The 25,764-nt window shown below is 56.9% G+C and carries 24 protein-coding genes; 21 read left to right on the forward strand and 3 right to left on the reverse strand.

Features of this window, described 5'->3' with window-relative positions; genetic code table 11:
• Positions 1-46 precede the first annotated feature (46 nt).
• Complete coding sequence (locus tag G5332_RS06990; RefSeq protein ID WP_421249409.1) at positions 47-868, reverse strand: peptidoglycan DD-metalloendopeptidase family protein; 822 nt, start codon at positions 866-868, stop codon at positions 47-49.
• A 302-nt stretch (positions 869-1,170) separates the two neighbouring features.
• On the opposite strand from G5332_RS06990, the gene G5332_RS06995 reads away from it, so the two are divergent.
• Complete coding sequence (locus tag G5332_RS06995) at positions 1,171-1,950, forward strand: BPSS1780 family membrane protein (RefSeq protein WP_320545893.1); 780 nt, start codon at positions 1,171-1,173, stop codon at positions 1,948-1,950.
• 66 nt (positions 1,951-2,016) lie between these two features.
• Here G5332_RS06995 and G5332_RS07000 read toward each other — a convergent pair whose 3' ends face one another.
• Positions 2,017-2,916 carry a LysR family transcriptional regulator gene (locus G5332_RS07000; RefSeq protein WP_320545894.1) on the reverse strand — a complete coding sequence of 300 codons (900 nt, stop codon included), beginning with the start codon at positions 2,914-2,916 and terminating at the stop codon, positions 2,017-2,019.
• 126 nt (positions 2,917-3,042) lie between these two features.
• Here G5332_RS07000 and G5332_RS07005 point away from each other — a divergent pair, with 126 nt between their 5' ends.
• The 4 genes from G5332_RS07005 (at position 3,043) to oxyR (ending at position 7,475) form a co-directional block, all read left to right on the forward strand.
• Positions 3,043-3,903, forward strand: coding sequence for a Vmh family MBL fold metallo-hydrolase (locus tag G5332_RS07005; protein WP_005335035.1), 861 nt, complete (start codon positions 3,043-3,045; stop codon positions 3,901-3,903).
• A gap of 73 nt (positions 3,904-3,976) precedes the next feature.
• Positions 3,977-4,621: a DsbA family protein gene (locus tag G5332_RS07010; RefSeq protein WP_216953053.1), complete on the forward strand. Its 645-nt coding sequence runs from the start codon at positions 3,977-3,979 to the stop codon at positions 4,619-4,621.
• A gap of 171 nt (positions 4,622-4,792) precedes the next feature.
• Entirely contained in the window at positions 4,793-6,433 is a 1,641-nt protein-coding gene (locus G5332_RS07015; protein ID WP_216978208.1) for a methyl-accepting chemotaxis protein, read from the forward strand.
• 142 nt (positions 6,434-6,575) lie between these two features.
• On the forward strand, positions 6,576-7,475 hold the full coding sequence (gene oxyR / locus G5332_RS07020) for a DNA-binding transcriptional regulator OxyR (RefSeq protein WP_216953055.1): 900 nt from the start codon (positions 6,576-6,578) through the stop codon (positions 7,473-7,475).
• A 49-nt stretch (positions 7,476-7,524) separates the two neighbouring features.
• On the opposite strand, the gene G5332_RS07025 is transcribed toward oxyR, so the two are convergent.
• Entirely contained in the window at positions 7,525-9,996 is a 2,472-nt protein-coding gene (locus G5332_RS07025; protein ID WP_421259233.1) for a penicillin-binding protein 1A, read from the reverse strand.
• A 299-nt stretch (positions 9,997-10,295) separates the two neighbouring features.
• Here G5332_RS07025 and tapM point away from each other — a divergent pair, with 299 nt between their 5' ends.
• From tapM to astA, 16 genes are all read left to right on the forward strand, one after another.
• A complete protein-coding gene (tapM, locus tag G5332_RS07030; RefSeq protein ID WP_302055918.1) occupies positions 10,296-11,357 on the forward strand; it encodes a PilM family type IVa pilus assembly protein TapM in 1,062 nt (353 codons plus the stop codon).
• Positions 11,345-11,923 carry a PilN family type IV pilus biogenesis protein TapN gene (gene tapN, locus G5332_RS07035; RefSeq protein ID WP_216953058.1) on the forward strand — a complete coding sequence of 193 codons (579 nt, stop codon included), beginning with the start codon at positions 11,345-11,347 and terminating at the stop codon, positions 11,921-11,923. The genes tapM and tapN overlap by 13 nt, the downstream gene beginning before the upstream one ends.
• Entirely contained in the window at positions 11,920-12,519 is a 600-nt protein-coding gene (gene tapO, locus G5332_RS07040) for a PilO family type IV pilus biogenesis protein TapO (RefSeq protein WP_216953059.1), read from the forward strand. The genes tapN and tapO overlap by 4 nt, the downstream gene beginning before the upstream one ends.
• Positions 12,516-13,049, forward strand: coding sequence for a pilus assembly protein PilP (locus G5332_RS07045; RefSeq protein ID WP_216953060.1), 534 nt, complete (start codon positions 12,516-12,518; stop codon positions 13,047-13,049). The genes tapO and G5332_RS07045 overlap by 4 nt, the downstream gene beginning before the upstream one ends.
• 16 nt (positions 13,050-13,065) lie before the next feature.
• On the forward strand, positions 13,066-15,279 hold the full coding sequence (locus G5332_RS07050) for a type IV pilus secretin PilQ (RefSeq protein ID WP_216953061.1): 2,214 nt from the start codon (positions 13,066-13,068) through the stop codon (positions 15,277-15,279).
• Positions 15,280-15,470: 191 nt separating this feature from the next.
• On the forward strand, positions 15,471-15,989 hold the full coding sequence (aroK, locus tag G5332_RS07055; RefSeq protein ID WP_005347909.1) for a shikimate kinase AroK: 519 nt from the start codon (positions 15,471-15,473) through the stop codon (positions 15,987-15,989).
• Positions 15,990-16,003: 14 nt separating this feature from the next.
• Positions 16,004-17,086 carry a 3-dehydroquinate synthase gene (gene aroB, locus G5332_RS07060; protein ID WP_227342105.1) on the forward strand — a complete coding sequence of 361 codons (1,083 nt, stop codon included), beginning with the start codon at positions 16,004-16,006 and terminating at the stop codon, positions 17,084-17,086.
• Positions 17,076-18,656 (forward strand): SPOR domain-containing protein, encoded by a 1,581-nt coding sequence (locus tag G5332_RS07065; RefSeq protein WP_421172090.1) that lies wholly within the window; start codon positions 17,076-17,078, stop codon positions 18,654-18,656. Before aroB ends, G5332_RS07065 begins: the two co-directional genes overlap by 11 nt.
• A 70-nt stretch (positions 18,657-18,726) precedes the next feature.
• On the forward strand, positions 18,727-19,599 hold the full coding sequence (locus G5332_RS07070; protein ID WP_005335008.1) for a Dam family site-specific DNA-(adenine-N6)-methyltransferase: 873 nt from the start codon (positions 18,727-18,729) through the stop codon (positions 19,597-19,599).
• Between the two features lie 190 nt (positions 19,600-19,789).
• The gene (gene rpe / locus G5332_RS07075) at positions 19,790-20,464 is read left to right on the forward strand and encodes a ribulose-phosphate 3-epimerase (RefSeq protein WP_005335006.1); all 675 of its coding nucleotides are present in this window, start codon (positions 19,790-19,792) and stop codon (positions 20,462-20,464) included.
• Positions 20,451-21,119 (forward strand): phosphoglycolate phosphatase, encoded by a 669-nt coding sequence (locus G5332_RS07080; protein ID WP_227342109.1) that lies wholly within the window; start codon positions 20,451-20,453, stop codon positions 21,117-21,119. Before rpe ends, G5332_RS07080 begins: the two co-directional genes overlap by 14 nt.
• 42 nt (positions 21,120-21,161) lie before the next feature.
• Entirely contained in the window at positions 21,162-22,166 is a 1,005-nt protein-coding gene (gene trpS / locus G5332_RS07085) for a tryptophan--tRNA ligase (protein ID WP_005362251.1), read from the forward strand.
• 117 nt (positions 22,167-22,283) lie between these two features.
• Positions 22,284-22,499 carry a hypothetical protein gene (locus G5332_RS07090; RefSeq protein WP_216953064.1) on the forward strand — a complete coding sequence of 72 codons (216 nt, stop codon included), beginning with the start codon at positions 22,284-22,286 and terminating at the stop codon, positions 22,497-22,499.
• A gap of 21 nt (positions 22,500-22,520) precedes the next feature.
• The gene (locus tag G5332_RS07095; protein ID WP_216953065.1) at positions 22,521-23,102 is read left to right on the forward strand and encodes an aminodeoxychorismate synthase component II; all 582 of its coding nucleotides are present in this window, start codon (positions 22,521-22,523) and stop codon (positions 23,100-23,102) included.
• 277 nt (positions 23,103-23,379) lie between these two features.
• Entirely contained in the window at positions 23,380-24,597 is a 1,218-nt protein-coding gene (locus G5332_RS07100; RefSeq protein ID WP_421311195.1) for an aspartate aminotransferase family protein, read from the forward strand.
• Positions 24,598-24,673: 76 nt separating this feature from the next.
• The gene (astA, locus tag G5332_RS07105; RefSeq protein WP_005334994.1) at positions 24,674-25,693 is read left to right on the forward strand and encodes an arginine N-succinyltransferase; all 1,020 of its coding nucleotides are present in this window, start codon (positions 24,674-24,676) and stop codon (positions 25,691-25,693) included.
• Positions 25,694-25,764 lie beyond the last annotated feature (71 nt).

A 25,764-nucleotide genomic window follows, 5' to 3' on the forward strand; every position in this document is an offset into this window, starting at 1 on the left:
GCTGCCTGTCTTGTTAGAGGATGTTTTGTTAACGGGCTCTGCCGATTCAGGGCTTGAAGGCACCGATAAAGATGGCGGGATCGACCCGGGTGTCGTTGAGGCTGACGTTCCAGTGCATATGGGGGCCGGTAGCGCGGCCGGTCGAACCGACTCGCCCGACGATGCCGCCACGCGGCAGGTTCTGGCCGAGCTTCACATCGATCTTCGACATGTGGCAGAACATGCTGATGAGCCCCTGACCGTGGTCGACAAAGACGGTATTGCCATTGAAGAAGTAGTTGCCGATCAGGATCACCTTGCCGGCGGCGGGGGACTTGATCGGGGTGCCGGCGCCCACTGCGAAGTCGAGGCCGGAGTGGGGGTTGCGCTCCTCGCCATTGAAGAAGCGACGCAGGCCAAAAGGGCTGGAGAGGGGGCCGTTGACCGGCTTGTCGAACAGCAGGTTGCTTGGCTGGTTGGGGCTGAAGGTCTGGTAAGCCCGGGTCTGCTCCGCCAGCTCGCGGTTGATACGGGTCATATCCTCGGCAAGCGGATTGACCTGACGGCTGTTCTTGAGCTTGATGTGCTGCTCGCGGTAGTGCTTGGGGGTCACGGTGAAGCCGAGAGTACGGCCATCACCTGTGGTCAGTTGCTGGGCGCCGGGCGTGCTTTTCAGAGAGATGCCGACGATGGCGATCCACTGGTTGTCTTCGCGCACTACCAGCACGGGTTTGTCGTGATAGCGGGCCGTGGGGGCAGTGGGTGACGCGCCAAGAGGGATCACCGCAACGCCACCCGGCACCGGATGGTTGAGCAGGCGACTGATAAAACCCTCGGCCAGGGCTGACTGGCTGGTCAGTAACAACAACAGACAACAAACAACTCTCATGACGATATCACTCGATGTTAAAACGCCCGGGATGGCGGGATGACAACCCCTTGTCCGGCATTCGTCGATCACTAAAGGGTGATCACGACACGTCGGCCACGACAGGCGCGGCTGGGGAAGGGGGCAGATTGTGCCTCGTTATCGTCGGTGCAGCCAGTGGCGGGGCGTGGCTGACGCCCCTTTTGTGCATAGCTGCGTCAGGTTTTATGTCGTGGTCGGGCCGCTTCGCCATTGAGTCGCCCCCGCCCTGGCTCTAGAATCGGCTTCCGGCACTGATGCCACCGACACTCCGAGGAGACGATATGAACGGATTACCCCCTTTGCGCACCACTCCGGCCCGGTACACGACAGGTCGTGGCTGGCTCTGGGTTCGCAGCGGGTTCGATATCTTCAACAAGGGTATGGGGATCAGCGTGGCCATGGTGTTGGTCTGGTTTATGGTGGGCATGCTGCTGGAGCAACTGCCGGCGGGTGGCCTTATCTCCCAGCTGCTCTACATGGTGTGGGGCGCGGGTTGGGTGGCGGTCGCCGCTCGGGGTTATCGGGGGGAGCCGCTGCAGTTTGCCGATCTCTTCGCCGGTTTTCGCCACAAGCTGACCCCGCTGATGCTAGGCGGTCTGCTGGTGTTGCTGCTGTTCAGCCTGGTGGGCCTCGTCTGTCTCGGTCTGCTCTCCATGTGGGGGCTGCTCCCGCTGCTGACGCAGGATCCCGAGAGCATGGTGGTCTCAGCCAGCCAGTTGCAACAACTGCTGCTGGTATTGCTGGTGGGTATGCTGCTTATCATTCCCGTGCTGATGGGGGTCACCTTTGCTCCGGCGCTGATCTACCACCACGATATCGGCATCATCCAGGCGGTACGGCTGAGCTTCTTCGGCTGCTGGCGCAATATTTTTTCCTTCTTCTGGTGGGGGCTGCTCTCAGCCATTTTGTTGCTGTTTGGCGCTGTGCTGTTGCTGGTAGGTCTGCTGGTGGTGATCCCGGCGCTCAACTACTCCATCTATGTGGCTTATCGGGATATTTTCCTCGACGAGAGTGCGCAGCCGGAAGCGCCGCACTCAGAACCATTCGGATTTGAAGCCTGATCAAGGGATCAGAGTGAAGAAGGGGCCCGCAGCGGCCCCTTCGTTATGTTTGGGTGTGCGGAGTGCTTACTCCTGCCAGATGGGATCCGCCGCCATGCGGGCCAGCAGAAAATCGAGGAAGCTGCGCAGCAGTGGCGACATCTGCTTGCGGGTGGCATACACCCCGTAGACCCCGAGGCGCTTGGGTTGCCAGTCGGTCAGCAGGGGCACCAGTTCCCCACGCTCCAGATAGGGTTGTGCCGAGTAGCGGGGTTGCAGGCTGATCCCGGCACCTTCAAGCGTTGCTTCCAGAAGCAGGTTGGAGATATTGGCGCTCAGGTTACCGCTGACCGGCACTGACTCGGGACCGTCCGGTCCATTGAACTCCCACAGGCTCTTGCCAAAGTAGGTGTAGGTGAGGCAGTTGTGCAGCGCCAAATCCTGCACCTTGTGTGGCATTGGATGACGGGCCAGATAGGCCGGGCTGGCACAGACTACCGAGTGGCAGGTGCCGAGACGACGCGCCACCAGATTGGGGTCGAGGTCGTTGGTGATGCGCACCGCCAGATCGATCCGCTCCTCCACCAGATTGACGGTTCTGTCGAGCAGCAGAATGTCGATGGCCGTCCCCGGGTATTGCGCCAGATAGTCGTTAGCAGCCCCGACCAGCAAGGCTTCCGACAGGGAGTAGCTGCTGGTGATCCGCAGTTGTCCCTTGGGGGCGTCATCCCCCTTCACGGCGATCTGCTCCATCTCTTCGCCGAGGGCCAGCATGGCGCGGGCCCGGTTCAGCGCTTCCTCTCCCGGTCCGGTCAGACTCAGACGACGGGTGGTGCGGTGCAGCAGGCGGGCGCCCATCCAGCTCTCCAGCTCGGCCAGATAGCGCGACACCATGGCGCGCGACATATCCAGTTTCTCTCCGGCGCCGCTCAGGCTCCCCTGTTCGACTACGCTGACAAAGACCTTCAATGCGGTCAGTCGATCCATGTATGGCTCTCTATATGTTCGATATGTGCAACAGTGATGCGCTTTTTATGCTGTATTTGCACCTTAAGTGATCCAATACACTGTGTCCATCAAATGAACCCCCGAATACTTAATGAGGAATAGATGATGAACAACACCCTGATCCGCAACTTGACTCTGGCGACCACCCTGTTGAGTGGCGCCGCACTGGCCGCCCCCCTGAGCGTGACCGTCTACAACCCTGGCGAGAAGGCGATCTTCCCGGTCTCCTCCTCACTGGTGACCGGTGACAAAGAGGCCATCCTGATCGATGCCCAGTTCGACGTGCAAAATGGTCAGGCGCTGGTCGACATGATCAAGAAGAGCGGCAAGAAGCTGACCACTGTCTATATCAGTGCCGGTGACCCCGACTTCTACTTCGGTCTGGAGCCGGTCATGGCGGCGTTCCCGGATGTCAAAGTGCTGGCCGACCAGCATGTGGTTGACCATATCAACCAGACCAAGGATGCCAAGCTGAGCTACTGGAGCCCGATCCTCGGCAAGGGTGCACCGAAGAGCCTGACCGTGCCGCAAGTGATGACCGCCAGCCACCTGACGCTGGATGGCGAGAAGATTGAAATCAAAGAGATGAATACCCCGAATGCCTACCTCTGGGCCCCTTCCATCAAGACTGCTTTTGGTGGTGTGCCGGTCTACCACGGGGTGCATGTCTGGATGGCCGACAGCCAGACCAAAGCGGCTCGCAGCAACTGGGTCAAGGCGCTGGATAACCTGCTGGCCCTGAAACCCGAGCGTGTGGTACCGGGCCACTTCCTGGGCACTGCTCCCAAAGGCACTGCTGCTGTGACCTTTACCCGTGACTATGTAGAGCGTTTCGAACAGGAGCTGGCCAAGGCGAAAAACTCCGGTGAGCTGATTGAGGCTCTGAAGAAAGCCTATCCGGCACTGCCGGTTGACGATGGTCTGGCCATCGGTGCCAAGGTCAATACCGGCGAGATGAAGTGGTAAGCCACTGAGCCTGCTTTCCCTGTGTTTTTACCGGGCCTAAGGGCCCGGTTTTTTATCCGAGATTGAAGTGAGAATGAAGATGAGCGAACAACAAACCACCCTCCATTATGTCTATGACCCGCTCTGTGGCTGGTGCTACGGTGCCGCCCCCCTGTTGCAGGCGGCAGCCACCATTGCTGGGCTCAAGATCGAGCTGCATGCGGGCGGTCTCTGGCTGGGTAGTCGCCGTCAGCCTATGGGCGAGGCATTGCGTGATTATGTGCGCCCCCATGATCAGCGGATCGAGGCGCTGACCGGCCAGCATTTTGGCGAGCGCTACTTTAACGAACTGCTGCTGCGCGAAGGGTGTCTGCTGGACTCCGAGCCGCCGATCCGTGCGGTTTTGGCCGTCACGGCCTTGGGGGGGGATGGGTTGGCCATGTTGCACCGGATCCAGCAATCCCACTATCGGGACGGGATCTGGATTGGTGAGCCGGCATTTCTCGCCACGCTGGCGGCAGAGCAGGGGGTCAGTGAAGACGCGTTCCAGCAAGCCTATCTGCAGGCCCCATTGCTGCAACATCTGGCAGATAGCCAGGGCTGGATGAAACGGCTGGGTGGTCAGGGTTATCCCACCCTTGGGCTGATGCACAAGGGGCGGGTCACACCTGTACGGGTTGCCGATTTTCTGGGGGAGCCGGATGCTCTGAGCACGCATCTGCTGGCTCTAATGACATGATGGCTGTTATTTGAACACGAGACCGATTCAGGAAAGGTGTCCAAGGCCGATAGGCAAACAATCACAGAAACGGTATGAAATCCTTCTGTTTTCCGGGTGCAGGCTATGCTCTATATGACCATTCCCGGTGGATGTTGCGGGAGTGAAGACTCATTTCAAGGAAGCCCTTATATGTTCAAAAACATGTCCATCGGCCAGAAACTGAGTGCCGGATTTGCCATCCTGGCCTTGTTGGTACTGGGCTTGGCCTGGTTTTCAATCAGCCAGCTGGCAAAGCTCTATGGTGATACCGAAACCATCACGGGTAATTTACTGCCTTCTACTCGTCTGGCGAGCCAGATGCATGTTGCCGTGCTGGATGCGCGTCGTTCAGAGTTGGCCCAGGTCATCGGTGGCCTGAACAAGGATGAGCAAGAGGTAAGCGATCGCACCCTGACCTTCAATAAGGCCAAGCAGGAATTTGAGCAAGCAGCCCAAAAATATGGTGCTTTACCTTTCACTACTGGTGAAGAGAAGCAGGTTTATGAGCAGGTGGTTGCGGCGGGGGCCAAGTATTTTTCGGTACATGACCAGCTGTTAAATGCCTTTGCTGCTGGCGATCTGGATAAAGTCAGAAGTCTGCGCAAAAACGAGACTCGTGCCGCATTGGAAGAGGTTGGTGCCAAGTCATATCGTTTGCGGGAGATCAATAACGAGATTGCCGATGAGATGGTGAAAGACATTGCGGCCATGTATAGCAATGCCAGAACCATGAGCATTATTGTCAGCCTGGTGACGCTGGCTTTTGTGGTGGTGATTGCCTGGCTGTTGACCGCCCAGATCCGCAATCCGGTGATGGCCCTGCTGGAGCAGACCCGCCGTGTCTCCTCCGGTGATCTTACCTCCCGCATCGATATGCAACAGTTCAACAATGATGAACTGGGGACTCTTGCCAAAGGGTTTGGCGAGATGCAGACCAATTTGCGTACCCTGGTCAGTGAAGTCTCGGGCTCAGTGGTGCAACTGAGTTCGGCCACCGAAGAGATGAGCTCGGTAGCAAGGCAGTCAGCGGCCAACATGAGTGCCCAGCAGCATGAACTTAATCAGCTGGCAACCGCGATGAACGAGATGCAGGCTACGGTTCAGGAGGTTTCTCGCAACACTAGCGATGCCGCCAGTGCCGCCACCTCGGCCAGCGAAACCGCAGAGATTGGGGCCAAGACTGTTAATGACTCTATTTTGCGCATCGAGCGGGTAGCGGGGGCCATCGAGAGCACTGCAGTGGTGATCCGCCAACTGGGCGATGATAGCCGCAATATCGGCATGGTGCTGGAGGTGATCCGCGGCATTGCCGAACAGACCAATCTGCTGGCATTGAACGCGGCGATTGAAGCGGCCCGGGCCGGTGAGCAGGGACGGGGTTTTGCGGTGGTGGCTGATGAGGTGCGTACTCTGGCCAAACGAACCCAGGACTCCACCTCCCAGATCAATACCATCATTGCCGAGTTGCAGCAGCGTGCCGAACAGGCGGGCAGTACCATGCAACAGAGTCAGGAGCTGATGAACACCACGGTAGCTACCGCTCGGGAAGCGGGCGAGTCCATTTCCCAGATCAGTGGCTCGGTCAGCAGCATCTCCCACATGAACATCCAGATTGCGACAGCCACCGAAGAGCAGGGGGCGGTGAGTGAGGAGCTCAACCGCAACGTGGTCAATATCAGCCACGCCTCCGAAGAGGTGGCTGCCGGTGCCACCCAGATGGCTCAAGCTTGCAATGAGTTGAACCATCTGGCCAGCCAGTTGCAGGATATGGTGCGCCGTTTCAGGGTGTAATCCCTTGTCGAGTCAAACAGCCCGATTGCCGCGAGGTGATCGGGCTGTGTTATTTCCGAGGGCCAGAGCGAGCCGATGACTTGTTCCGCCGGGTGATATTGTGCATGCTGATGGCCCATTTTCCAGGCAGGACTCTTGCTGTATGAATCTTCGCGATCTCGAATATCTGGTGGCGCTGGATGAGGAAAAACATTTTCGCAAAGCCGCTGAACGCTGCTTTGTCAGTCAACCCACCCTGAGCGGCCAGCTGCGCAAGCTGGAGGATGAACTCGGGGTCATTTTGATCGAACGTACCTCGCGCAAGGTGCTGTTTACCCCGGCTGGCGATGCCATGGCCCATCAGGCTCGTCGGGTGCTCAAGGAGGTGCGCGAGCTCAAGAGCATCGGTCAGCACTTCTCCGAGCCGATGTCCGGGGAGATCCATATCGGTTTTATTCCGACCGTGGGCCCCTACCTGTTGCCCCGCATTATCCAGACCCTGCGTGAGCATTTTCCCCAGCTGGAGTTCTATCTCTATGAGGAGCAGACCCAAACCCTGCTCAAACGGCTGGAAGAGGGGGAGCTGGATTGCGTCATTCTGGCCGAGATGCCGGGGATGGAGGGGTTTGGTTCAATCCAGCTCTACCACGAGCCGATGTGGTTGGCTGTGCCTTGCCATCACCCCGAAGCACAGGCCAGACAGGTGCCACTCGGCAATCTCAAGGGCAAGAAATTGCTGATGCTGGCCGATGGCCACTGTTTGCGGGAGCAGGCGATGGGATTCTGTTTCGCCGGCGGGATAGGTGAGGATCAACGCTTCAAGGGGACCAGTCTCGAGACGCTGCGCAACATGGTGGCCGCCGGTAGCGGCATGACCCTGGTGCCAAAGCTGGCCGTACCCGCCGATCATGATGAGGGAGGTGTGAGCTATCGTCCTGTGGTTGACCCTGTGCCGGGTCGTACCATCTCGCTGCTCTATCGCCACTACTCGGTACGTCGCCCCTGTTTCAACGAGCTGGCCGCCTCGATTGCCACGCTGATGAGCAAGCAGTTGGCCCAATAAAAAAACCGGCAGCCAAGGCTGCCGGTTTTGCTTCTGCCGCGAGAGCAGCTTAGAAGATATCGTCGGTTGAGACAGGCCCTTCCACATCGGGGTTGTCACCACCATAGACCTGATTGCCGTCCGAACTGGGCGCGGCGTAACGGGTCGGCTCGGTCCCTTCCTTGAAGTATTCGTCGGTTCCGCCACTGGTCGCCAGCAGTCCGGTTTCGCTGTCAATCTTCACCGTCATGATCCCTTCGGGAACCGGCATCTTGTGCTCCGGCAGCTTTTTGAGGGCGACTTTCATGAAGTCGATCCAGATAGGCTGTGCAGCGCCACCACCAAACTCGGCACGGCCAAGGCCACGCTGGTGGTTGTCAAAACCGATCCAGGAAGTAGCTACGATGTCCGGGGTATAGCCGGAGAACCAGGCATCCCGCGATTCGTTGGTGGTACCGGTTTTGCCGGAGATATCGTGACGTTTCAGGTCACGGGCTGCACGCCAGCCGGTACCACGCCAGCCGTTGCCACCCCAGATGGCTGTGCTCAAGGTGTCGGTGATCAGGAACGCGCTCTGGGCACTGATGGTATGCGGGGCGATGGTTGGCGCGAGAGGGGTCTGCGTGCCATCTTGTGCTGCGCCATCAACAGTTGGCTCCGGCAGTGTGCTCTGCTCGGACGCCGTCTGCTGTTCGCAATTGTTGCAGGCAATGGCAGGATTGGCCTGATAGAGGGTGTTCTCCAGGCTGTCGGTGACTTTGTCGATGAAGTATGGGGTCACCAGGAAGCCACCGTTGGCCAGTACCGAGTAACCACGCACCACCTCGAGGGGGGTAAATTCGGCTGCGCCCAGCGCCAGTGACTCATGGGGCGAGATGAAGTCGCGGGGGAAGCCAAAGCGTGTCAGACCGTCGATATAGGTATCCAGACCGATGGCGCGCATCAGTCGAACCGACATCACGTTCTTGGACTTGGCCAAACCCAGACGCAGCGGGGTGGGGCCATCATAAACGGCCGGGGAGTTCTTGGGCTGCCACATGGGCCCTTTTGACGGATCCCACTGGTTGATTGGCGCATCGTTGATGAGCGACGCCAGGGTATAGCCGTGCTCCAGCGCGGTCGCATAGAGGAAAGGTTTGATATTTGAACCGATCTGGCGACGCGCCTGATCGACCCGGTTGAATTTGGATAGTTCGAAGCTGAAGCCGCCAACTACTGCTTCCAGCGCGCCATTTTTCGGGTTCATGGCAACCAGCGCGGCGTTGACGTCCGGGATTTGGGCCAGCAGCAATTCTTCGCCCTCTTCCCGCACCCAGATCTGGGCGCCGACTTTCAGTACATCGCTTGCCGATTTCGGGGCATAGCTTTGGCGGTCGTCGGTAATAAAGGAGCGAGCCCATTTAATGCCGTTCCAGCCCAGCTCTGCTTCCTTGCCATTTTTAAGTACCAGTGTGGCGCTACGGTCACCGAGCTTGGTCACGACTGCCGCCATCAGCGGATCATAAGTGGGTTGCTTGCCAAGGTGGGCCACGATCTGCTCGTAATCCCAAGCTGTTTCGCCTGCCTTCCACAACTGGGCCGTCGGGCCACGATAGCCGTGACGCATATCGTAGGCAAAGACGCCATCCAGCAGAGCCTGTCTGGCGGCCCTTTGGCGTTCGGCAGAGACGGTAGTGTAGACGTGCAGGCCCATGGTGTAGGCATCTTCACCAAACTGCTCTACCATCTTCTGGCGTACCATTTCACCCAGATAGGGAGCGTGCAGGGTCACTTCGGCGCCGTGAAAACGGGCCTTGATCGGCATCTTGGACGCTTCGTCAAACTGGGCCTGGGTGATCTTGCCGGTCTCCAGCATCCGACCAAGCACAACGTTGCGGCGCGCAAAGGCGCGCTCGGGGGATCGGATGGGGTTGAGCATGGAGGGGGCTTTGGGCAGACCGGCAATGATGGCGATCTCGTCCAGCCCCAGATCCTTGACCTCTTTACCAAAATAAACCTGAGCCGCAGCACCGATCCCGAAGGAGCGATAACCGAGAGGGATCTTGTTGAGGTACAGTTCGAGGATCTCGTCTTTTGAGAGATTCTGCTCGATCCGCCAGGCCAGGAAGACCTCCTTTATCTTGCGGATGATGGTTTTCTCATTGCTCAGGAAGAAGTTGCGTGCAACCTGCTGGGTAATGGTGCTGGCACCCTGACGGGCATGACCTGATACGGCCCAGACGGAGGCGGCGCGAATGATGCCGATGGGGTCAATGCCGGGGTGCTCGTAGAAGCGGGCATCTTCGGTTGCCAGTACGGCATCGATCATTGGTTGGGGGATTTCATCCAAGCGCAACGGAATGCGACGGATTTCGCCATATTGGGCGATCAATTCCCCATCTCGGCTGTAGACCCTCATCGGGGTTGCCAGTTTGACATCACGCAGTGCGGTGACATCGGGCAGTTGGGGTTTGATATAGAAGTAGATACCGATGAGGCTGGCAACACCCAGCACAGCACCCAGCATCATGACAATAAACAGGCGAACGAGCCATTTCAGCATGGAAGAACTACCAATCGTCTTAAATTTAGCCAACGGGCGCAGAGTATAGCCCTTTTGCCATCTGGAATTCGAGGTTTTCCTGTGGCAAGTCACCCATCGACAGGATGCGAGAGGTTAGCACTACAGTGAGCAATAACCAAGGTGCCTCCCTTTATCTCAAGAAAGCGAGGTGGGTCACTTTTCGGTATAAACTTTATGACATTGATAGTTAGAGCATTTAGGATGGATCAAGCTCTCATCTGATTAGAGTGTCCTACACTCAATTCAGGTATAAAACCCAATAACGCATGGATGTGTATATGTTTGGGCTATTTAATAAGGGATCCCTCCTCCCCCTGGTGGGCATTGATTTCGGTAGCCAGACCATCAAGGCCGTTACCCTCACTGGTCGTCCCGGCAAGCTGCATATTGAATCTGTTGCCGAGGTCGCCACCCCGAAAGGTACGCTGGTTGATTACCAGCTACAGGATATCGAGCGGGTCAGCCCATCTTTGAAAACCCTCAAGCGCCTTATCTCTGGCCACAGCGATTATGCCGCGACAGCGGTGACTGGTTCCAATGTGATCACCAAGGTCATCCAGATTGATGCTCGCCTTGGTGACAAGGAGCTGGAGAGTCAGGTGCAGCTGGAGGCCGAACAGATAATTCCCTTTCCCCTCGATGAAGTCAGCCTCGATTTTGAGGTGCTGGACACCAGCGCCAGTGAAGATCGTCAGGATGTCCTGTTGAGCGCAGCCCGTACTGAGAGCGTCAATGGCCGGGTCAGCGCTCTCGCTGAGGCTGGCATTGCCGTCAAGGTAGTGGATGTGGGAGCCCATGCCTTGGGGCGGGCCGTTGTGGCCTGTTTGCCCGAGTTGCAGGAGAGTGAGCGACCGATCGGGGTGATCGACATTGGCGCCAGTGCCATGACCTTCGCAGCCTTGGTCAAGGGAGAGGTGATCTACTCGCGCTTGCAGAATTTCGGCGGTGATCAATATAGCCAGGCGCTCTCCTCTTTTTATGGCATGACCCTCGATGAAGCTGAGCAAGCCAAGACCAAAGGCACCTTGCCTGTTGACCATGAGTTGGACGTGTTGATGCCACATATCAACTCGCTGTTGCAACAGGTGCGGCGCAATATCCAGCTGTTTTGCAGCTCGTCAGGTTATCGTGATATAGCCAAACTGGTGTTGACCGGGGGAGGCAGCTTGCTACCTGGCTTGTTGGTACAGGTAAAAGAGGAAGCCAATTGCGAGGTGTTTCATCCGGATTTGTTCGCCCTGTTTGGCAAACCGAAAGGAGAGGTTGATCTGGTACATGGCGCTAAATATATGACGGCATTCGGGTTGGCTCTGAGGAGTTTTACACCATGTCAAATATAAACCTTCTCCCCTGGCGCGAGGCTCGTGCTCAGCGGCAAAAGAAACAGTTTGGTGCCCTGCTCGGGCTTTTCGTGTTGGTCACTGTCGCACTGAGCCTCTTTGCCAACTGGCTGGTCGAGCGTCAGATTGCCGCCCAGCAGCAGCGTAATCAGCGTCTGGTTCAGGAGATGACCATCCTGGATGCACAACTGGGAGAAATCCGCCTGCTTAAAGAACGTCGCAAGGAGCTGATCGATCGGATGCAACTCATCGAACATCTTCAAATGCGTCGAAATGTGCCCGTTCGTCTTTTCAACCAGTTGCCCTCTCTGGTACCCAATGGGGTTTACCTCAATACCCTCTCGTTGCAGAACAATATTATCGATGTCAACGGCAAGACAGAAGCTTATGGTCGAGTGGCCAGCATGATGCGTCGAATCGATGGTTCCGGCTGGCTGGGACAGTCGAAAATAAGCACCATTTTTGCAGCGGAGGTCGCGCCGGTATCGTTGAGTCAATTCTCGATGATGTTCCTGATTGCCAATAATACCGCGGCTGCCGGGGATATGGCCAAGGAGAGCAAATGAACCTTCAGCAACTCAACGAGCTTGATCTGAATGACATCGCGAGCTGGCCAAAATGGGCGAAAGCTGTCTTTATCCTGCTGTGCTGTGTGTTGACTGGTGGCGCTATTTATTACTACGTGATTGCCAATTCCTTAGGCAATCTGACCAAAGAGAGCGCCAGAGAGACGGAGCTGAAAGGCCAGTTTGAAAGCAAGGCGATGCTGGCAGCCAATTTGGGCGCCTACAAGGCACAAATGATCCAGCTCGAGCAACTGGTCGATACCCAGCTCAAGCAGTTGCCCAATACCCATGAGGTCGCCGGTTTGCTGGACGATATCAGTTTTATTGCCACCGATAATGGCTTGAAACTCAATCGCATCAACTGGGAACCGGAGGTCAAGCACGAGTTTTCTACCGAATTGCCCATGCGGATCGAGGTAGTAGGTAATTATCATCAGATCGGCAAGTTTACGGCAGATATGGCAGCCCTGCCTCGTATCGTCATACTCGACTCCTTTACCTTGAGTCAGAGCAAGGATGAGGGAGACCTGATTGCTATGTCGATGCTGGCCAAAACCTACAAGTACAACGGTAAAACAGTGGAGCAGAAACAATGAGACGCATCTGCTGGTTGTTACCTGCCCTCTTGCTGACGGCCTGTGGTGGTCAGGAGGAGATGGATTCCTATATTGCCGAAACAAAGGCAAGACCCCCTGTACCTATTGAACCCTTACCCCAGTTGAAGCCGTTTTCCCCCATGCACTATCAACAACGCGATCTGCGTAGTCCCTTCATGATGCCGCAACCAGAAGCAAGTGTCGGGCGCGCGAATAGTGCCCAGGTGAAGCCTGATTGCGCACAGGTTATGATGGACAGAGAAAAAGAGGTATTGGAAAACTACTCTCTCGCCAGCTTGTCAATGCACGGCTCCTTGGGAAAGGCCGGGCAGTTGTGGGCCCTGATCAGCACACCTGATGGAAAATCAATACGGGTCGGGCTCAACCAGTATATGGGGCTCGATCAGGGTAGAGTCATCAAGATTACTCCTACGGCAGTGGATTTACTGGAAACCATTCCGGACGGGAAGGGGTGCTGGGTAACAAGAGAAACCCAGTTGGCGATGGCCAATATGCAAGAAAAACAATAATCAGGGACGAACAGCAATGAGAACAACCATAGACAGTGTAACAAAAGTGGCTTTGCTGTTTTGCGCCAGTGCCTTTGGTCAGGCGTGGGCAGTGGCAACCTTGCAAGAGATAAAAGTTAATCCATTGCTGGCAGACCAGTTGCAACTGGAGCTCAGCTTCAGCGAGCCTGTGAGTGGCTTTACCGATCGTCTCTCCTATCAACCTAACCAGCTCCTGTTGCATGTCCCCGGTGCTGTGGGCGCACTCAAGGTGAACCCGCTGCCTATTCAGCGTCAGGGAGTAGACAACATCAAGGTGGAAGGGAAGGGGGCAGGCCTTGATATCAAGATCGCTCTCGATCAGCTGGCTCCCTATCAGGTGCAGCAACAGGGTAATAAATTGCTGGTTTCCCTTGGTGAAGGGACCTCATCAGCTCTGATTAATGGCGAAAGCGCCCTGATTGCACCTGCCGCAACGGCTTCCTCAGCCATGGTGGCCACTCCAGCTCCTTCGGCACTGCTCAATTCTCAGGTTGTTGCCAAGTCAATGCCTGTTGCACCGGTAACCCCTCCTGTTGCGACGCCTGCTGCCAGCAAACCACTGCTCGGCAGCTATCAGAACAGTGGCGGTGGAGCCTATTTCAACTCGGTGACCGGGGTGGATTTTCGTCGTGGCAAGGATGGTCAGGGGGAGTTTCTGGTCACACTTGACAACAGCTCCGCTGCCGTCGATGTGAGCAGCCGCGGTCAAACTGTGCTGGCCAAGTTTCATGGTACTCGCGTGCCTGATGGTTTGCTTAATCTGATCAATGTACAGGATTTTGCGACACCGGTCTCTCAGGTTGAGGTGTCCCGGCAGGGCAACGATACCCTGTTTGAGCTGTCGGTTAATGGCCAGTTTGATTACCGTTACGATCAGGCTAATAAACTTTTCATTATCGAAGTGAAAAAACGCACGGCGGCATCTGCGTCTTCAAAGCAGTATCAGGGCAAGCCCATCTCATTGAACTTCCAGGATATCCCGGTTAGAACCGTGTTGCAGCTTATCGCTGACTTCAACAACCTCAATCTGGTTACTACCGATTCTGTGGCAGGCAATCTGACACTACGTCTGGATGGCGTGCCCTGGGAGCAGGCGCTCGACATCATTTTAAAAGTGCGCGGTCTGGATAAGCGGCTAGATAACAACATCCTGCTGGTTGCTCCGGCTGAAGAGATTGCAGCACGGGAGAAACAGCAGTTGGAGAGCCGGAATCAGGTGGCTGATTTGGCCCAGTTATATACCGAATATATGCAGATCAACTATGCAAAAGCATCCGAAGTGGCTGCTCTGCTCTCATCCGAGAGTACCAAGTTGCTATCGCCACGTGGCGCGGTGAGTGTGGATGAACGGACCAACGTGCTGGTTGTGAAGGATACGGCTGAGGTTATCAGCAGTATCAAGCGGATGCTGGATATTCTGGATATCCCGGTCAAGCAGGTGGTGATCGAAGCGCGTATGGTGACCATCGATGACGGTTTCGATGAAGCGCTCGGGGTACGTTGGGGAGTGACCAAGAACGATGGTCACGGCAACAGCACTTCAGGCTCTATTGAAGGGAATGATTCGTCCGGTAATAACGACGGTAGTTCAACGATTACCAGACCCTCGGTCGATAATCGGATGAACGTCAATCTGCCGGTGACCAATGCTGCCGGTACCTTGGCATTCCAGGTTGCCCGTCTGGCCGATGGAACCCTGCTTGACCTTGAATTGTCTGCGCTGGAAAAAGAGAGCAAGGCCGAGATTATCGCCAGTCCGCGGGTGACCACTGCGAACCAGAAACCGGCGTTGATCGAACAGGGTACCGAGATCCCCTATGTGGAGTCCTCTTCCAGTGGTGCAACCTCGGTCACCTTCAAGAAGGCGGTACTGAGCTTGAAAGTCACGCCGCAGATCACCCCTGACAACCGGGTGATCCTCGACCTGACCGTGACCCAGGATACCAAGGGCGAAACCGTACCGACCGGTACCGGTGATGCAGTCTCCATCAACGCCCAGTCCATCACGACGCAGGTACTGGTTAACAATGGCGAGACACTGGTGCTGGGCGGCATCTATCAGCAGACTATCAAAAGCGATGTGACCAAGGTGCCCTTGCTGGGTGATATCCCCGGATTGGGCGCCCTGTTCCGCAAGACCACCAGCGAGAACAAAAAGCGTGAACTGCTTATTTTCGTGACCCCCAAGATAGTCACCGACGCCTTCTGAAGGCTTTACATGTGAAGGTAAAACACATATAACCTTACGCCCCAATGAGGCTGGGGCGTAAGGGCTGCGGTTGCCAGTCCCGATATCTATTGAGATAATCCCCCTCCTGATCCATCGCAAGATAAGGTTCATAGGTACCCCGATCCAGTATTTATCGGGGTCGTACAGTTTGTAATTACTAACGAAAAAACATGGCTGAGAAACGCAATATTTTCCTGATAGGTCCCATGGGTGCGGGCAAGAGCACCATAGGTAGACATCTGGCAGAACAACTGCATATGGAGTTTTTCGACTCAGATCATGAGATTGAGCGCCGCAGTGGTGCTGATATCGGCTGGGTGTTTGATGTTGAAGGCGAAGAGGGTTTCCGTATTCGCGAAGAGAAGGTGATCAGCGAATTGTCTGAGCAGCAGGGTATCGTGCTGGCAACCGGTGGTGGAGCCATCAAGAGCCGGGAAACCCGCAACAAGTTGTCTGCTCGTGGCATCGTGGTCTACCTCGAAACCACCATTGAAAAGCAGTTGGCGCGTACACAGCGAGACAAACGCCGTCCTCTGCTACAGACTGAAGAGCCGCCGCGTGAGGTGCTTGAGCGTCTGGCACAAGAGCGCAACGCCCTGTATGAAGAAGTGGCTGACTTTGTTATCCAGACAGATGATCAAAGCGCAAAGATCGTTGCCAATCAGATTGTGAAGCTGATCGGTATGTAATCAAGAGGACGTCCATGGAACGGTTGAAGGTTGAACTGGGTGAGCGCAGCTATCCCATCGAGATAGCTGCCGGTTTGCTACAGCACTCCGAGGTGCTGGCAGCAAGCATCAAGGGCAGGCGGGTGATGATAGTGACCAATACGGTCGTCGCCCCGCTCTATCTTGAGAAAGTGACTTCCCTGCTGGCGGATTTTCAGGTGGAACACCTTGTTCTGCCCGACGGCGAGGCGTACAAGAACCTGGCGACCTTTGAGCAGATCATGTCTGCTCTGCTTGAAACCAACCATGGGCGCGATACGACACTGATCGCTCTGGGGGGCGGCGTGATCGGGGATGTGGTGGGCTTTGCGGCAGCAAGCTATCAACGTGGCATTCCTTTTATCCAGATCCCGACCACTCTGCTCTCCCAGGTTGACTCCTCTGTTGGCGGTAAAACCGCGGTCAACCACCTCCTCGGCAAGAACATGATTGGGGCTTTTTATCAGCCCAAACAAGTTGTTATCGATACCGAATGTCTGAGTACCTTGCCAGCCCGCGAATTTGCCGCAGGGATGGCCGAGGTGATCAAGTACGGCATCATTTGGGATGCTGATTTCTTCAGTTGGCTGGAGCAGAACATGGTGCGTCTGCAACAGCTGGAACCTGCCGCGCTGGCCTACGCCATCAAACGCTGCTGCGAGATCAAAGCCGATGTGGTCGGTCAGGATGAGACCGAGCACGGCGTCCGTGCGCTGCTCAATCTGGGCCACACCTTTGGTCATGCCATCGAGGCCGAGCAGGGGTATGGCAACTGGCTGCACGGTGAAGCAGTGTCCGCCGGCACCATGCTGGCTGCCTGGACTGCGCAGGCACGTGGCGATATGAGCGAAGCGGACGTTGCGCGAGTGCGCGCCCTGCTGCTGGCCGCCAATCTGCCCATTCATGCGCCTGCCGAGATGGATTTCGCCGCCTTTATTCGCCATATGCGCCGTGACAAGAAGGTGCTGGAAGGCAAGCTGCGTCTGGTGTTGCCGGTTGGCATCGGCCATGCGCAGGTGGTGGGGGATGTGTCCGATGCCGAGTTGCTGGCGGTGATCGAGTCTGGTCGTGACGAATAAACTGCTAAAACTTCCTTCCCAGCGGCAGCTGGTTGACCGGCTGCTGCATCTGATTGAATTCAATCACCCTTTCATTTTTCTCTCCGGTAAACCCGGTTGTGGTCGCGGTACCCTGTGCGAATCCCTGCTCGGCGTGTTGCCGGAAAAAGTGCGGGTGGTAAGCCTGATTGGTACGCCTGCCATGAAGATGGTGGATGTGCGCCAGCTGTTGCTGCCACAGGTGGTGGCGCGCCCGCTGTTCAATCCACAGGATGCGCTGGCGGAGAGCTTCTTTCGCATGCTGGAGGGGAGCAAGCCTGCCACCCTGTTGCTACTGATAGAGCGGGCCGACCAGTTGCCGGCCGACCTGCTGGGAGAGTTGTGGGCGATCATCCGTCATAACGATACCCTGGCGGCGCCCCATCAGCTGGCCATTATCGTCTCGGGCAGTGACGTCTGGTGTCGTACCCAACGGCCGCAGCTCAAAGGGCGAGCCATGCCAGCCCTTGAGCTGGAAGTGCCGCCACTGAGCCCGCCGGAGCAGCGCATCTTCTTGTATGAAAAAGCCAAAGAGCTCAAGATCCCGGCGACCCTCTTGCCCAAGCCGCAAGTGGAGGAGATCCTGAAAACGGCGAACGGACATCCGTCCACCATCATGCAGTTACTGGAGGATATCATGACCGACAGAAGGCCCAAGAAGCGTCAGGCGGAGTTGCCCGTCAAGAAGATTGCCACCGCTATCGCGCTGGTCGCTGGCGGCCTGCTGGCGTTGAGCTACCTGCTGCCTGCGCTTTTTGACAATGAAAGCAAACCGGCGCTGCAGGATCCGGCGCAGAACACGGCATTGCCGATCCCGGTAGCGGGAGGCGATCCCCTCACCGCAGGCGGTTCGAATACCGATGCCGCTGCACAAGGCGCGCAAAACCGCGATGCAGCCAACAATCCCAACGGGGTAGTGAAAGATTGGCAGCCGGAGGCGAAAGTGCTTCCCAAATCGGTGGAGAGCGAAACCGTGACCACCGAATCAACCAATTACGAAGGGCGTCGGGTGGTGATCTCTGACGAGGTCGTGCAAAAGCTGATGACCGAACCCAAGGTGAGCGGCGCTCTGCCTACTGACGTGGTGGACGAGCTGACCGGCAAGAACCCGAGTGGCACAGCCCCCAGTGGTGCAATCGCAACCACGGTGCCAGCCAGTACCTCCAAAGTACTGAATCCGGCGACAACCGCAACGCCTGCTGCTACCACCAAAACAGCCAGCAACGAGCCGGTTGCCGCGCCAGCACCCAAAGTGGCCCTGACACCGGTCGCCACCTTGAACAAGAAGCCGCGCAACCACTACAGCGTTCAGCTGATGGGGGCGAGCAACACCAAGGCGGTGGATCAATTTGTCGCCGAGCATAGTCTGGCGGGCAAGGTATGGGTCTATCAGACCAAATTCCGTGGCAGTCCCTGGTATGTGGTGCTGCAAGGAGATTATGCCGGTCTGACCCAGGCCAAGAGTGCCATTCGCAAGCTTCCGCCAGCCTTGCTGAAAGGCCAGCCCTGGCCCAAGTCGTTTGCACAGGTACAAAAAGAGCTGAAGCAATAGCCTTGATACCGGATAAGGGGGTAGAATCGTCCCCCTTTTTGGGTCTTGCCTTCTTACACACCGGATTTCCATGAAAAAAACACGCGCTTTTTTAAAATGGGCCGGGGGAAAATACTCCCTGGTTGAAGAGATTGCCGAGCGCCTGCCGGCCGGGCGTGTGTTGCTGGAGCCCTTCGTCGGGGCCGGGTCTGTGTTTCTCAACACCGACTACGACGCGTATGTGCTCAACGACATCAATCCGGATCTGATCTGCCTGTACAACCACCTCAAGCTGACGCCGGACAGTTTCATTGCCGAGGCGCGCAAGCTGTTTGTGGCAGAGCACAACCACAAGGCGGCCTATTATCGGCTGCGTACCCAGTTCAATCAGACCGAGACCACCTTCGAGCGGGCACTCTTGTTCCTGTTTCTCAACCGTCACGGTTTCAACGGACTGTGCCGCTACAACAAGAAGGGCGGCTTCAACGTGCCGTTCGGTTCCTACAAGAAGCCCTATTTCCCGGAAAAAGAGCTGTGGGCCTTTGCCGAAAAGGCGCAGAAGGCGACCTTTATCTGCGAGAGCTACGCCGACGCCATCAAGCGTGCCGAAGAGGATTGGGTTATCTATTGTGATCCACCCTATGCGCCGCTCTCCACTACGGCGAGCTTCACCACCTATGCCTCCGGCGGGTTTACCCTGGATGATCAGGCGATCCTGGCGCGACTGGCCCGTCACACAGCCGCTCACAAAGGGGTGCCGGTGCTGATCAGCAACCATGATATCGAGCTGACTCGTGAGCTTTATCGCGGTGCCCGCCTCGACGAGATCCTGGTCAAGCGCACCATCAGTCGCAACGGCGGCACCCGCAACAAGGTGGCCGAGTTGCTGGCGCTCTATCCCCCCGGAATCGAACCTGAGCAGGGTTACTATCCCAGCGACAGTGAACTGCTGCCGCTGACGTAACAGACCATGCGGCGCCCAGGGGCGCCGTTTTTTTATGGGCGCGCCTAGGCCCGTGCCGATGCCCCAAAACCTAGGTGGCTGGGGGAGGGGAGGCGATTGCCCCATTTACCCCGCATTCGAGTCGTTTTCGCCCGCCTTTTACGTTAAAATTGCGCCGCTTTTTCTCCCTGGCTGCCAATGGATGATGCTGATGAAAGACTTTCTGATTGCCCCCTCGATCCTCTCTGCCGATTTTGCCCGTCTGGGTGACGATGTAGCCAAGGTACTGGCTGCAGGTGCCGACGTGGTTCACTTCGACGTGATGGACAACCACTATGTCCCCAACCTGACCATTGGCCCCATGGTCTGTCAGGCGCTGCGTGACTACGGTATCGAGGCCCCCATCGACGTGCACCTGATGGTCAAGCCGGTGGATCGCATCATTCCCGATTTTGCCAAGGCCGGTGCTTCCCTCATCACCTTCCATCCGGAAGCGTCCGATCACGTTGATCGCTCTTTGGGCCTGATCAAGGAGATGGGCTGCCAGGCGGGTCTGGTGCTGAATCCTGCTACCTCGCTCTCCTGCCTCGAGTATGTGATGGACAAGCTGGATGTGATCCTGCTGATGTCGGTCAACCCGGGCTTCGGTGGCCAGAGCTTTATCCCCGGCACCCTCGACAAGCTGCGTCAGGTGCGTCGTCTGATCGACGAGAGCGGCCGCGATATCCGCCTCGAGATCGATGGCGGGGTGAAGGTCGACAATATCCGTGAAATCGCCGAAGCGGGCGCCGACATGTTTGTCGCCGGCTCTGCCATTTTCAGCCAGCCAGACTACAAGGCGGTGATCGACAAGATGCGTGCGGAGCTGGCTCATGTCACACGCTGAGCGCGCATTTGATTTGGTGCTGTTCGATCTGGACGGCACCCTGATTGACAGTGCCGCCCAGCTGGCGCTGGCAGTCAATCTGACTCTGGCAGACCTCGGTCTGGCACAGGCTGATGAAGTTGTGATCCGTACCTGGGTCGGCAATGGTGCCGACAAGCTGATCCAGCGGGCGCTCGCCTATCGCGAGGCTGACCCCGAGCTGTTTGCCAAGGCCAGACCGATCTTTTTCCAGCACTACAACGCCTGCCTGCTGCAAGGGCTGGCTATGTATGACGGGGTTGCCCAGAGTCTGCGTCGCCTGCAAACCCTGGGTTACAAGCAGGCGATCGTCACCAACAAGCCGAGTGATTTCGTGGCACCCATCCTCGATGCCCTTGGCATCAGCGATTGTTTCGAACTTTGGCTTGGCGGCAACTGCGTGCCAGTCAAGAAGCCGAGCCCGGAGCCATTGCTGCACGCTTGCCAGGAGTTGGGGGTGAGCCCGGCTCGCACTCTAATGGTGGGCGACTCCGAAAATGACGTGCTGGCGGCCAAGGCGGCCGGCATGAAGGTGGTGGGCCTGACCTACGGTTACAACTATGGCCGCCCCATTGCCGACTCCCATCCAGACTGGGTATTCGAGCAGTTTGCCCAGCTCGATGCACTTTTGGTCTAATAGCGCAGCTGGGCTGGCTGAATAACAAGGATTAACACTCTCATGACTAAACCAATCGTATTGAGCGGGGCGCAACCCTCCGGTCAACTGACCATCGGCAACTACATGGGGGCCCTGCGTCAGTGGGTCAACATGCAGGATGAGTTCGACTGCCTCTACTGCATCGTCGACCTGCACGCCATCACCACTCGTCAGGACCCGGCTGCCCTGCGCAAGGCTTGTCTGGACGCAGCCGCCCTCTATCTAGCGGTCGGTATCGATCCCAAGAAGAGCACTGTCTTCATCCAGTCTCACGTGCCGCAGCACGCCGAGCTGGGCTGGATCCTCAACTGCTATACCCAGATGGGTGAGTTGTCGCGCATGACCCAGTTCAAGGACAAGTCCGCCCGTTTCGAGAACAACGTCAACGTCGGCCTGTTCGGTTATCCGGTGCTGATGGCAGCCGATATCCTGCTCTATCAGGCCAATCAGGTGCCGGTCGGCAACGACCAGAAGCAGCATCTGGAGCTGACCCGCGACATCTGTACCCGTTTCAACAACCTCTATGGTGAAGTGTTCACCATGCCGGAGCCCTTCATTCCGACCGAAGGGGCGCGGGTGATGAGCCTGCAGGATCCGACCAAGAAGATGTCCAAGTCGGATGACAACGAGGCCAACTTCATCGGCCTGCTGGAAGATCCCAAGCAGATCGTCAAGAAGATCAAGCGTGCGGTGACTGACTCCGACGAGCCGGCGGTGGTGCGTTTCGACCCGGAAAACAAACCGGGTGTCTCCAACCTGCTGACCCTGATGTCCGGCGTGACTGGCCGCTCCATCCCCGAGCTGGAGCAGCACTTCGAAGGCAAGATGTATGGTCACCTCAAGACCGAGACCGCCGAAGCCGTGGTTGCGCTGCTGGAACCGATCCAGGCTCGTTTCCACGAGTTGCGTCAGGATGAGGCCCATCTGATTGCGATTCTTGCCGAAGGGGCACAAAAGGCGCGTGAAAGAGCTGAAAAAACCCTGACCAGCGTATATGATGTAGTCGGCTTCGTTCCTCGAGCCTGACATACTGGGAAGGTGTAGTAGAAGAGAGCTGGGTATTTGCCTGGCTTTCTTTATTTTCCCACGTTGTATTTTGTTTAATTCTTTATTTCAACCCGGGTTATATCCCCAAGAGTACGCATGTCTGTTCAACCAAATATTTCGATTGAAGAGCTGAGTGATAAAGGTCACTGGCTGCGCAAGTTCCGCAAGGCGAAAAACCTCAATACCCTGCAATTGATGGTCTCCAATGCCATCGATAAACATCACAAGACTGCTGCCATCGCTGCAGCCATCTATCTGGCTGAGTGTCAGCGTGAACGGGAAATGGAACAGGGTCGTTATCTCGATCGTTAATTCTCCACTGTTGGTTATCTCATGCTGTTGTTGATCGATAACTACGACTCTTTTACCTGGAATCTGGTGCAATATTTCGGCGCCCTGGGACAAGAGGTTGTGGTCAAGCGCAATGATGAACTGACGCTTGATGCCATAGCGCAGCTCTCCCCCCGTTTTCTGGTGATCTCTCCCGGTCCTTGTACACCCAATGAGGCGGGGATCTCTCTCGATGCCATCAGCCACTTCGCCGGCAAGCTACCCATTCTTGGCGTCTGCCTTGGCCACCAGTCGCTGGCGCAGGCGTTTGGTGCCCGCGTGGTTCGCGCGCGTCAGGTGATGCATGGCAAGACCTCCCTGATTCGCCATCGCGGCGAAGGGGTATTCTACGGTCTAAAGGATCCCTTGCGGGTGACCCGTTATCACTCACTGGTGGTGGAGCGCGACACGCTGCCCGACTGCTTCGAGGTCACCGCCTGGAGCGAGCATGCCGATGGCTCGTTTGACGAAATCATGGGATTACGCCATAAGACACTTCCTGTCGAGGGTGTTCAGTTCCATCCGGAGAGTATTTTGAGCGAACAGGGCCATTTGCTGCTGGCCAATTTTCTGTCCTGTTCATAAAAATTTGTGATCACCTTCTCAAGTTTGAAAGAAGGTAAAAAATATTTCTCTGACACTTTATTCAGCCCCCTTCCAGCCCAAATTATCTCTTGCCAAGCCCCCCTGAGTCGTTATGCAATGCGGTTGCCTAAAATCTCAAGGTCAATCGAACATTGTTCCTCATAGGTCGTCTTGTTACAGACTTTTTACTTTATTTCTGTGATAATCCCGTCACGTTTACACGGATTTAACTTTTAGGCGGTGGATTATTCTGCCGCCGAATCTGAAGGAGAGCTATATGTCAGAGTTGTTGGCAGTGACACGTGAAGTGTTTGATGAAGTGATGGTTCCCAACTATGCGCCAGCCAAGATCATCCCGGTGCGTGGTGAAGGGTCACGTGTCTGGGATCAGGAGGGGCGCGAGTATGTCGACTTCGCCGGTGGTATCGCCGTTAACGGCCTGGGTCACTGTCATCCCAAGCTGGTCGAGGCTCTGAAAACCCAGGGCGAGAAGCTGTGGCACCTCTCCAATGTCATGACCAACGAACCGGCCCTGCGTCTGGCCAAGAAGCTGGTCGCGGCCACCTTTGCCGACAAGGTCTACTTTTGCAACTCCGGCGCCGAAGCGAATGAAGCTGCCCTCAAGTTGGCTCGCCGCTACGCCATCGAGAAGTTTGGCGAGCAGAAGACCCAGATCATCGCCTTCAATCAGGGCTTCCACGGTCGTACCTTCTTTACCGTCAGCGTCGGTGGCCAGGCTGCCTACTCCGATGGCTTCGGTCCCAAGCCCGGTGACATTACCCATGTTCCCTACAACGATCTGGCGGCACTAGCCGAGGTGATCTCCGACAACACCTGCGCCGTGGTGATGGAGCCGCTGCAAGGGGAGGGTGGCATCATTCGTCCTACCGACGAGTTTGCCAAAGGGGTGCGCGAGCTGTGCGACAAACACAATGCCCTGCTGGTGTATGACGAAGTGCAGTCAGGGGTCGGCCGGACCGGTGATCTCTATGCCTATATGGGGCTCGGCGTCACGCCGGACATCCTCACCAGCGCCAAGGCGCTGGGGGGCGGTTTCCCCATCGGCGCCATGCTGACCACCGACGAAATCGCTTCTTATCTGAAAGTGGGCACTCACGGCTCTACCTACGGCGGTAACCCGCTGGCCTGTGCGGTCGCCGAGGCAGTGATCGATGTGATCAATACCCCGGAGGTGCAGGCTGGCATCAAGCAGCGCGAACAGCTGTTCCGCGATGGCCTTGAAGCCATCAATGCCAAATACCACTGCTTCAGCGAGATCCGCGGCAAGGGGCTGCTGCTGGGCGCTGCCCTGAGCGATGCCTACAAGGGGCGTTCCCGCGACTTCCTGCTGGCCTCCATCGATCAGGGGCTGATGGCACTGGTTGCCGGTACCAACGTGGTTCGTTTTGCCCCTTCACTGGTGATCCCGGAAGCGGACATCAAGGAAGGGTTGGCCCGCTTCGAGAAGGCGGTTGCCCAGGTGGTCAACGCCTGATTCCAAATTGAGGTGGGGAGCTCTCCCGGCAGGAGCCGGGCCCCCACCTGTCGTCAATGAAAGGGAGTTGTCATTTATGTTGGTTATCCGTCCCATCGAGCAAAAAGATTTTGCCGGGCTCAAGACCTGCGCCATCGAGTCCGGCACCGGCATGACCTCGTTGCCCGTCAACGATGAGTTGCTGCAGCGCAAGATCGATGCTTCTACCCAGACTTTTTCCGACAAGCCCGCCGGCAAGGGGGACTGCCTCTACTTCTTCGTGGCTGAGGATCTGGAGACCGGCGAGATGGTCGGCACCTGTGCCATCGATGCCGCGGTTGGCCTCTCCCAGCCGTTTTACAACTACCACATCGGCAAAGTGGTGCACTCTTCTCCCAAGCTCGGCATCTACAACGTCGTTGAAACCCTGACTCTCTCCAACGACTACACCGGCAACTCCGAGCTCTGCACCCTGTTCTTGCGCGAATGTGCCCGCGAAGGGCTCAACGGCCGCCTGCTCTCCAAGCACCGCTTTCTGTTTATGGCCGAGCACCCCGAGCTGTTTGACGAGACCGTCTTCGCCGAAATGCGCGGCGTCTCCGATGCCAACGGTCACAGCCCCTTCTACGAGTGGCTGCAAACCCACTTCTTCTCGATGGATTTTCCCACCGTCGACTATCTGACCGGCATCGGCAAGAAGCGTTTTATCGCCGAACTGATGCCCAAGTACCCCATCTACGTCAATTTGCTGAGCAAAGAGGCGCGGGCCGTTATCGGCCAGACCCACGAGAAGACCCGTCCCGCCATCAAGATGCTGCAGGACGAGGGCTTCGTGAACCGTGGCTACGTCGATATTTTCGATGCGGGCCCCACCGTCGAGTGCGACGTGAAGAATATCCGCAGCGTGCGCCGCAGCAAGAAACTGCGGGTGCTGGTGGGCGAGCCTATCGGTGGCAAGACCCACCTTATCTGCAACAGCCGTTTCGAACATTACCGCGCCTGCTACGGCAATATCCGGGTCGATCTCGACAAGCACGAAGCCATTATCCCGCCCAAGATGGCGGCGGCACTCAAGGTGCAGGATGGCGACATGGTGCGGGTGGTTGACCTCGACTGAGGCAAACAGGACAAGCAAACCGATTATCAGACAGGCAGCCGAGGCTGCCTGTCAGCGACAGGGAGTGAATG

It is taken from the genome of Aeromonas sp. 603757 (genome assembly GCF_049171255.1).
Taxonomy (GTDB): domain Bacteria; phylum Pseudomonadota; class Gammaproteobacteria; order Enterobacterales; family Aeromonadaceae; genus Aeromonas; species Aeromonas veronii_A.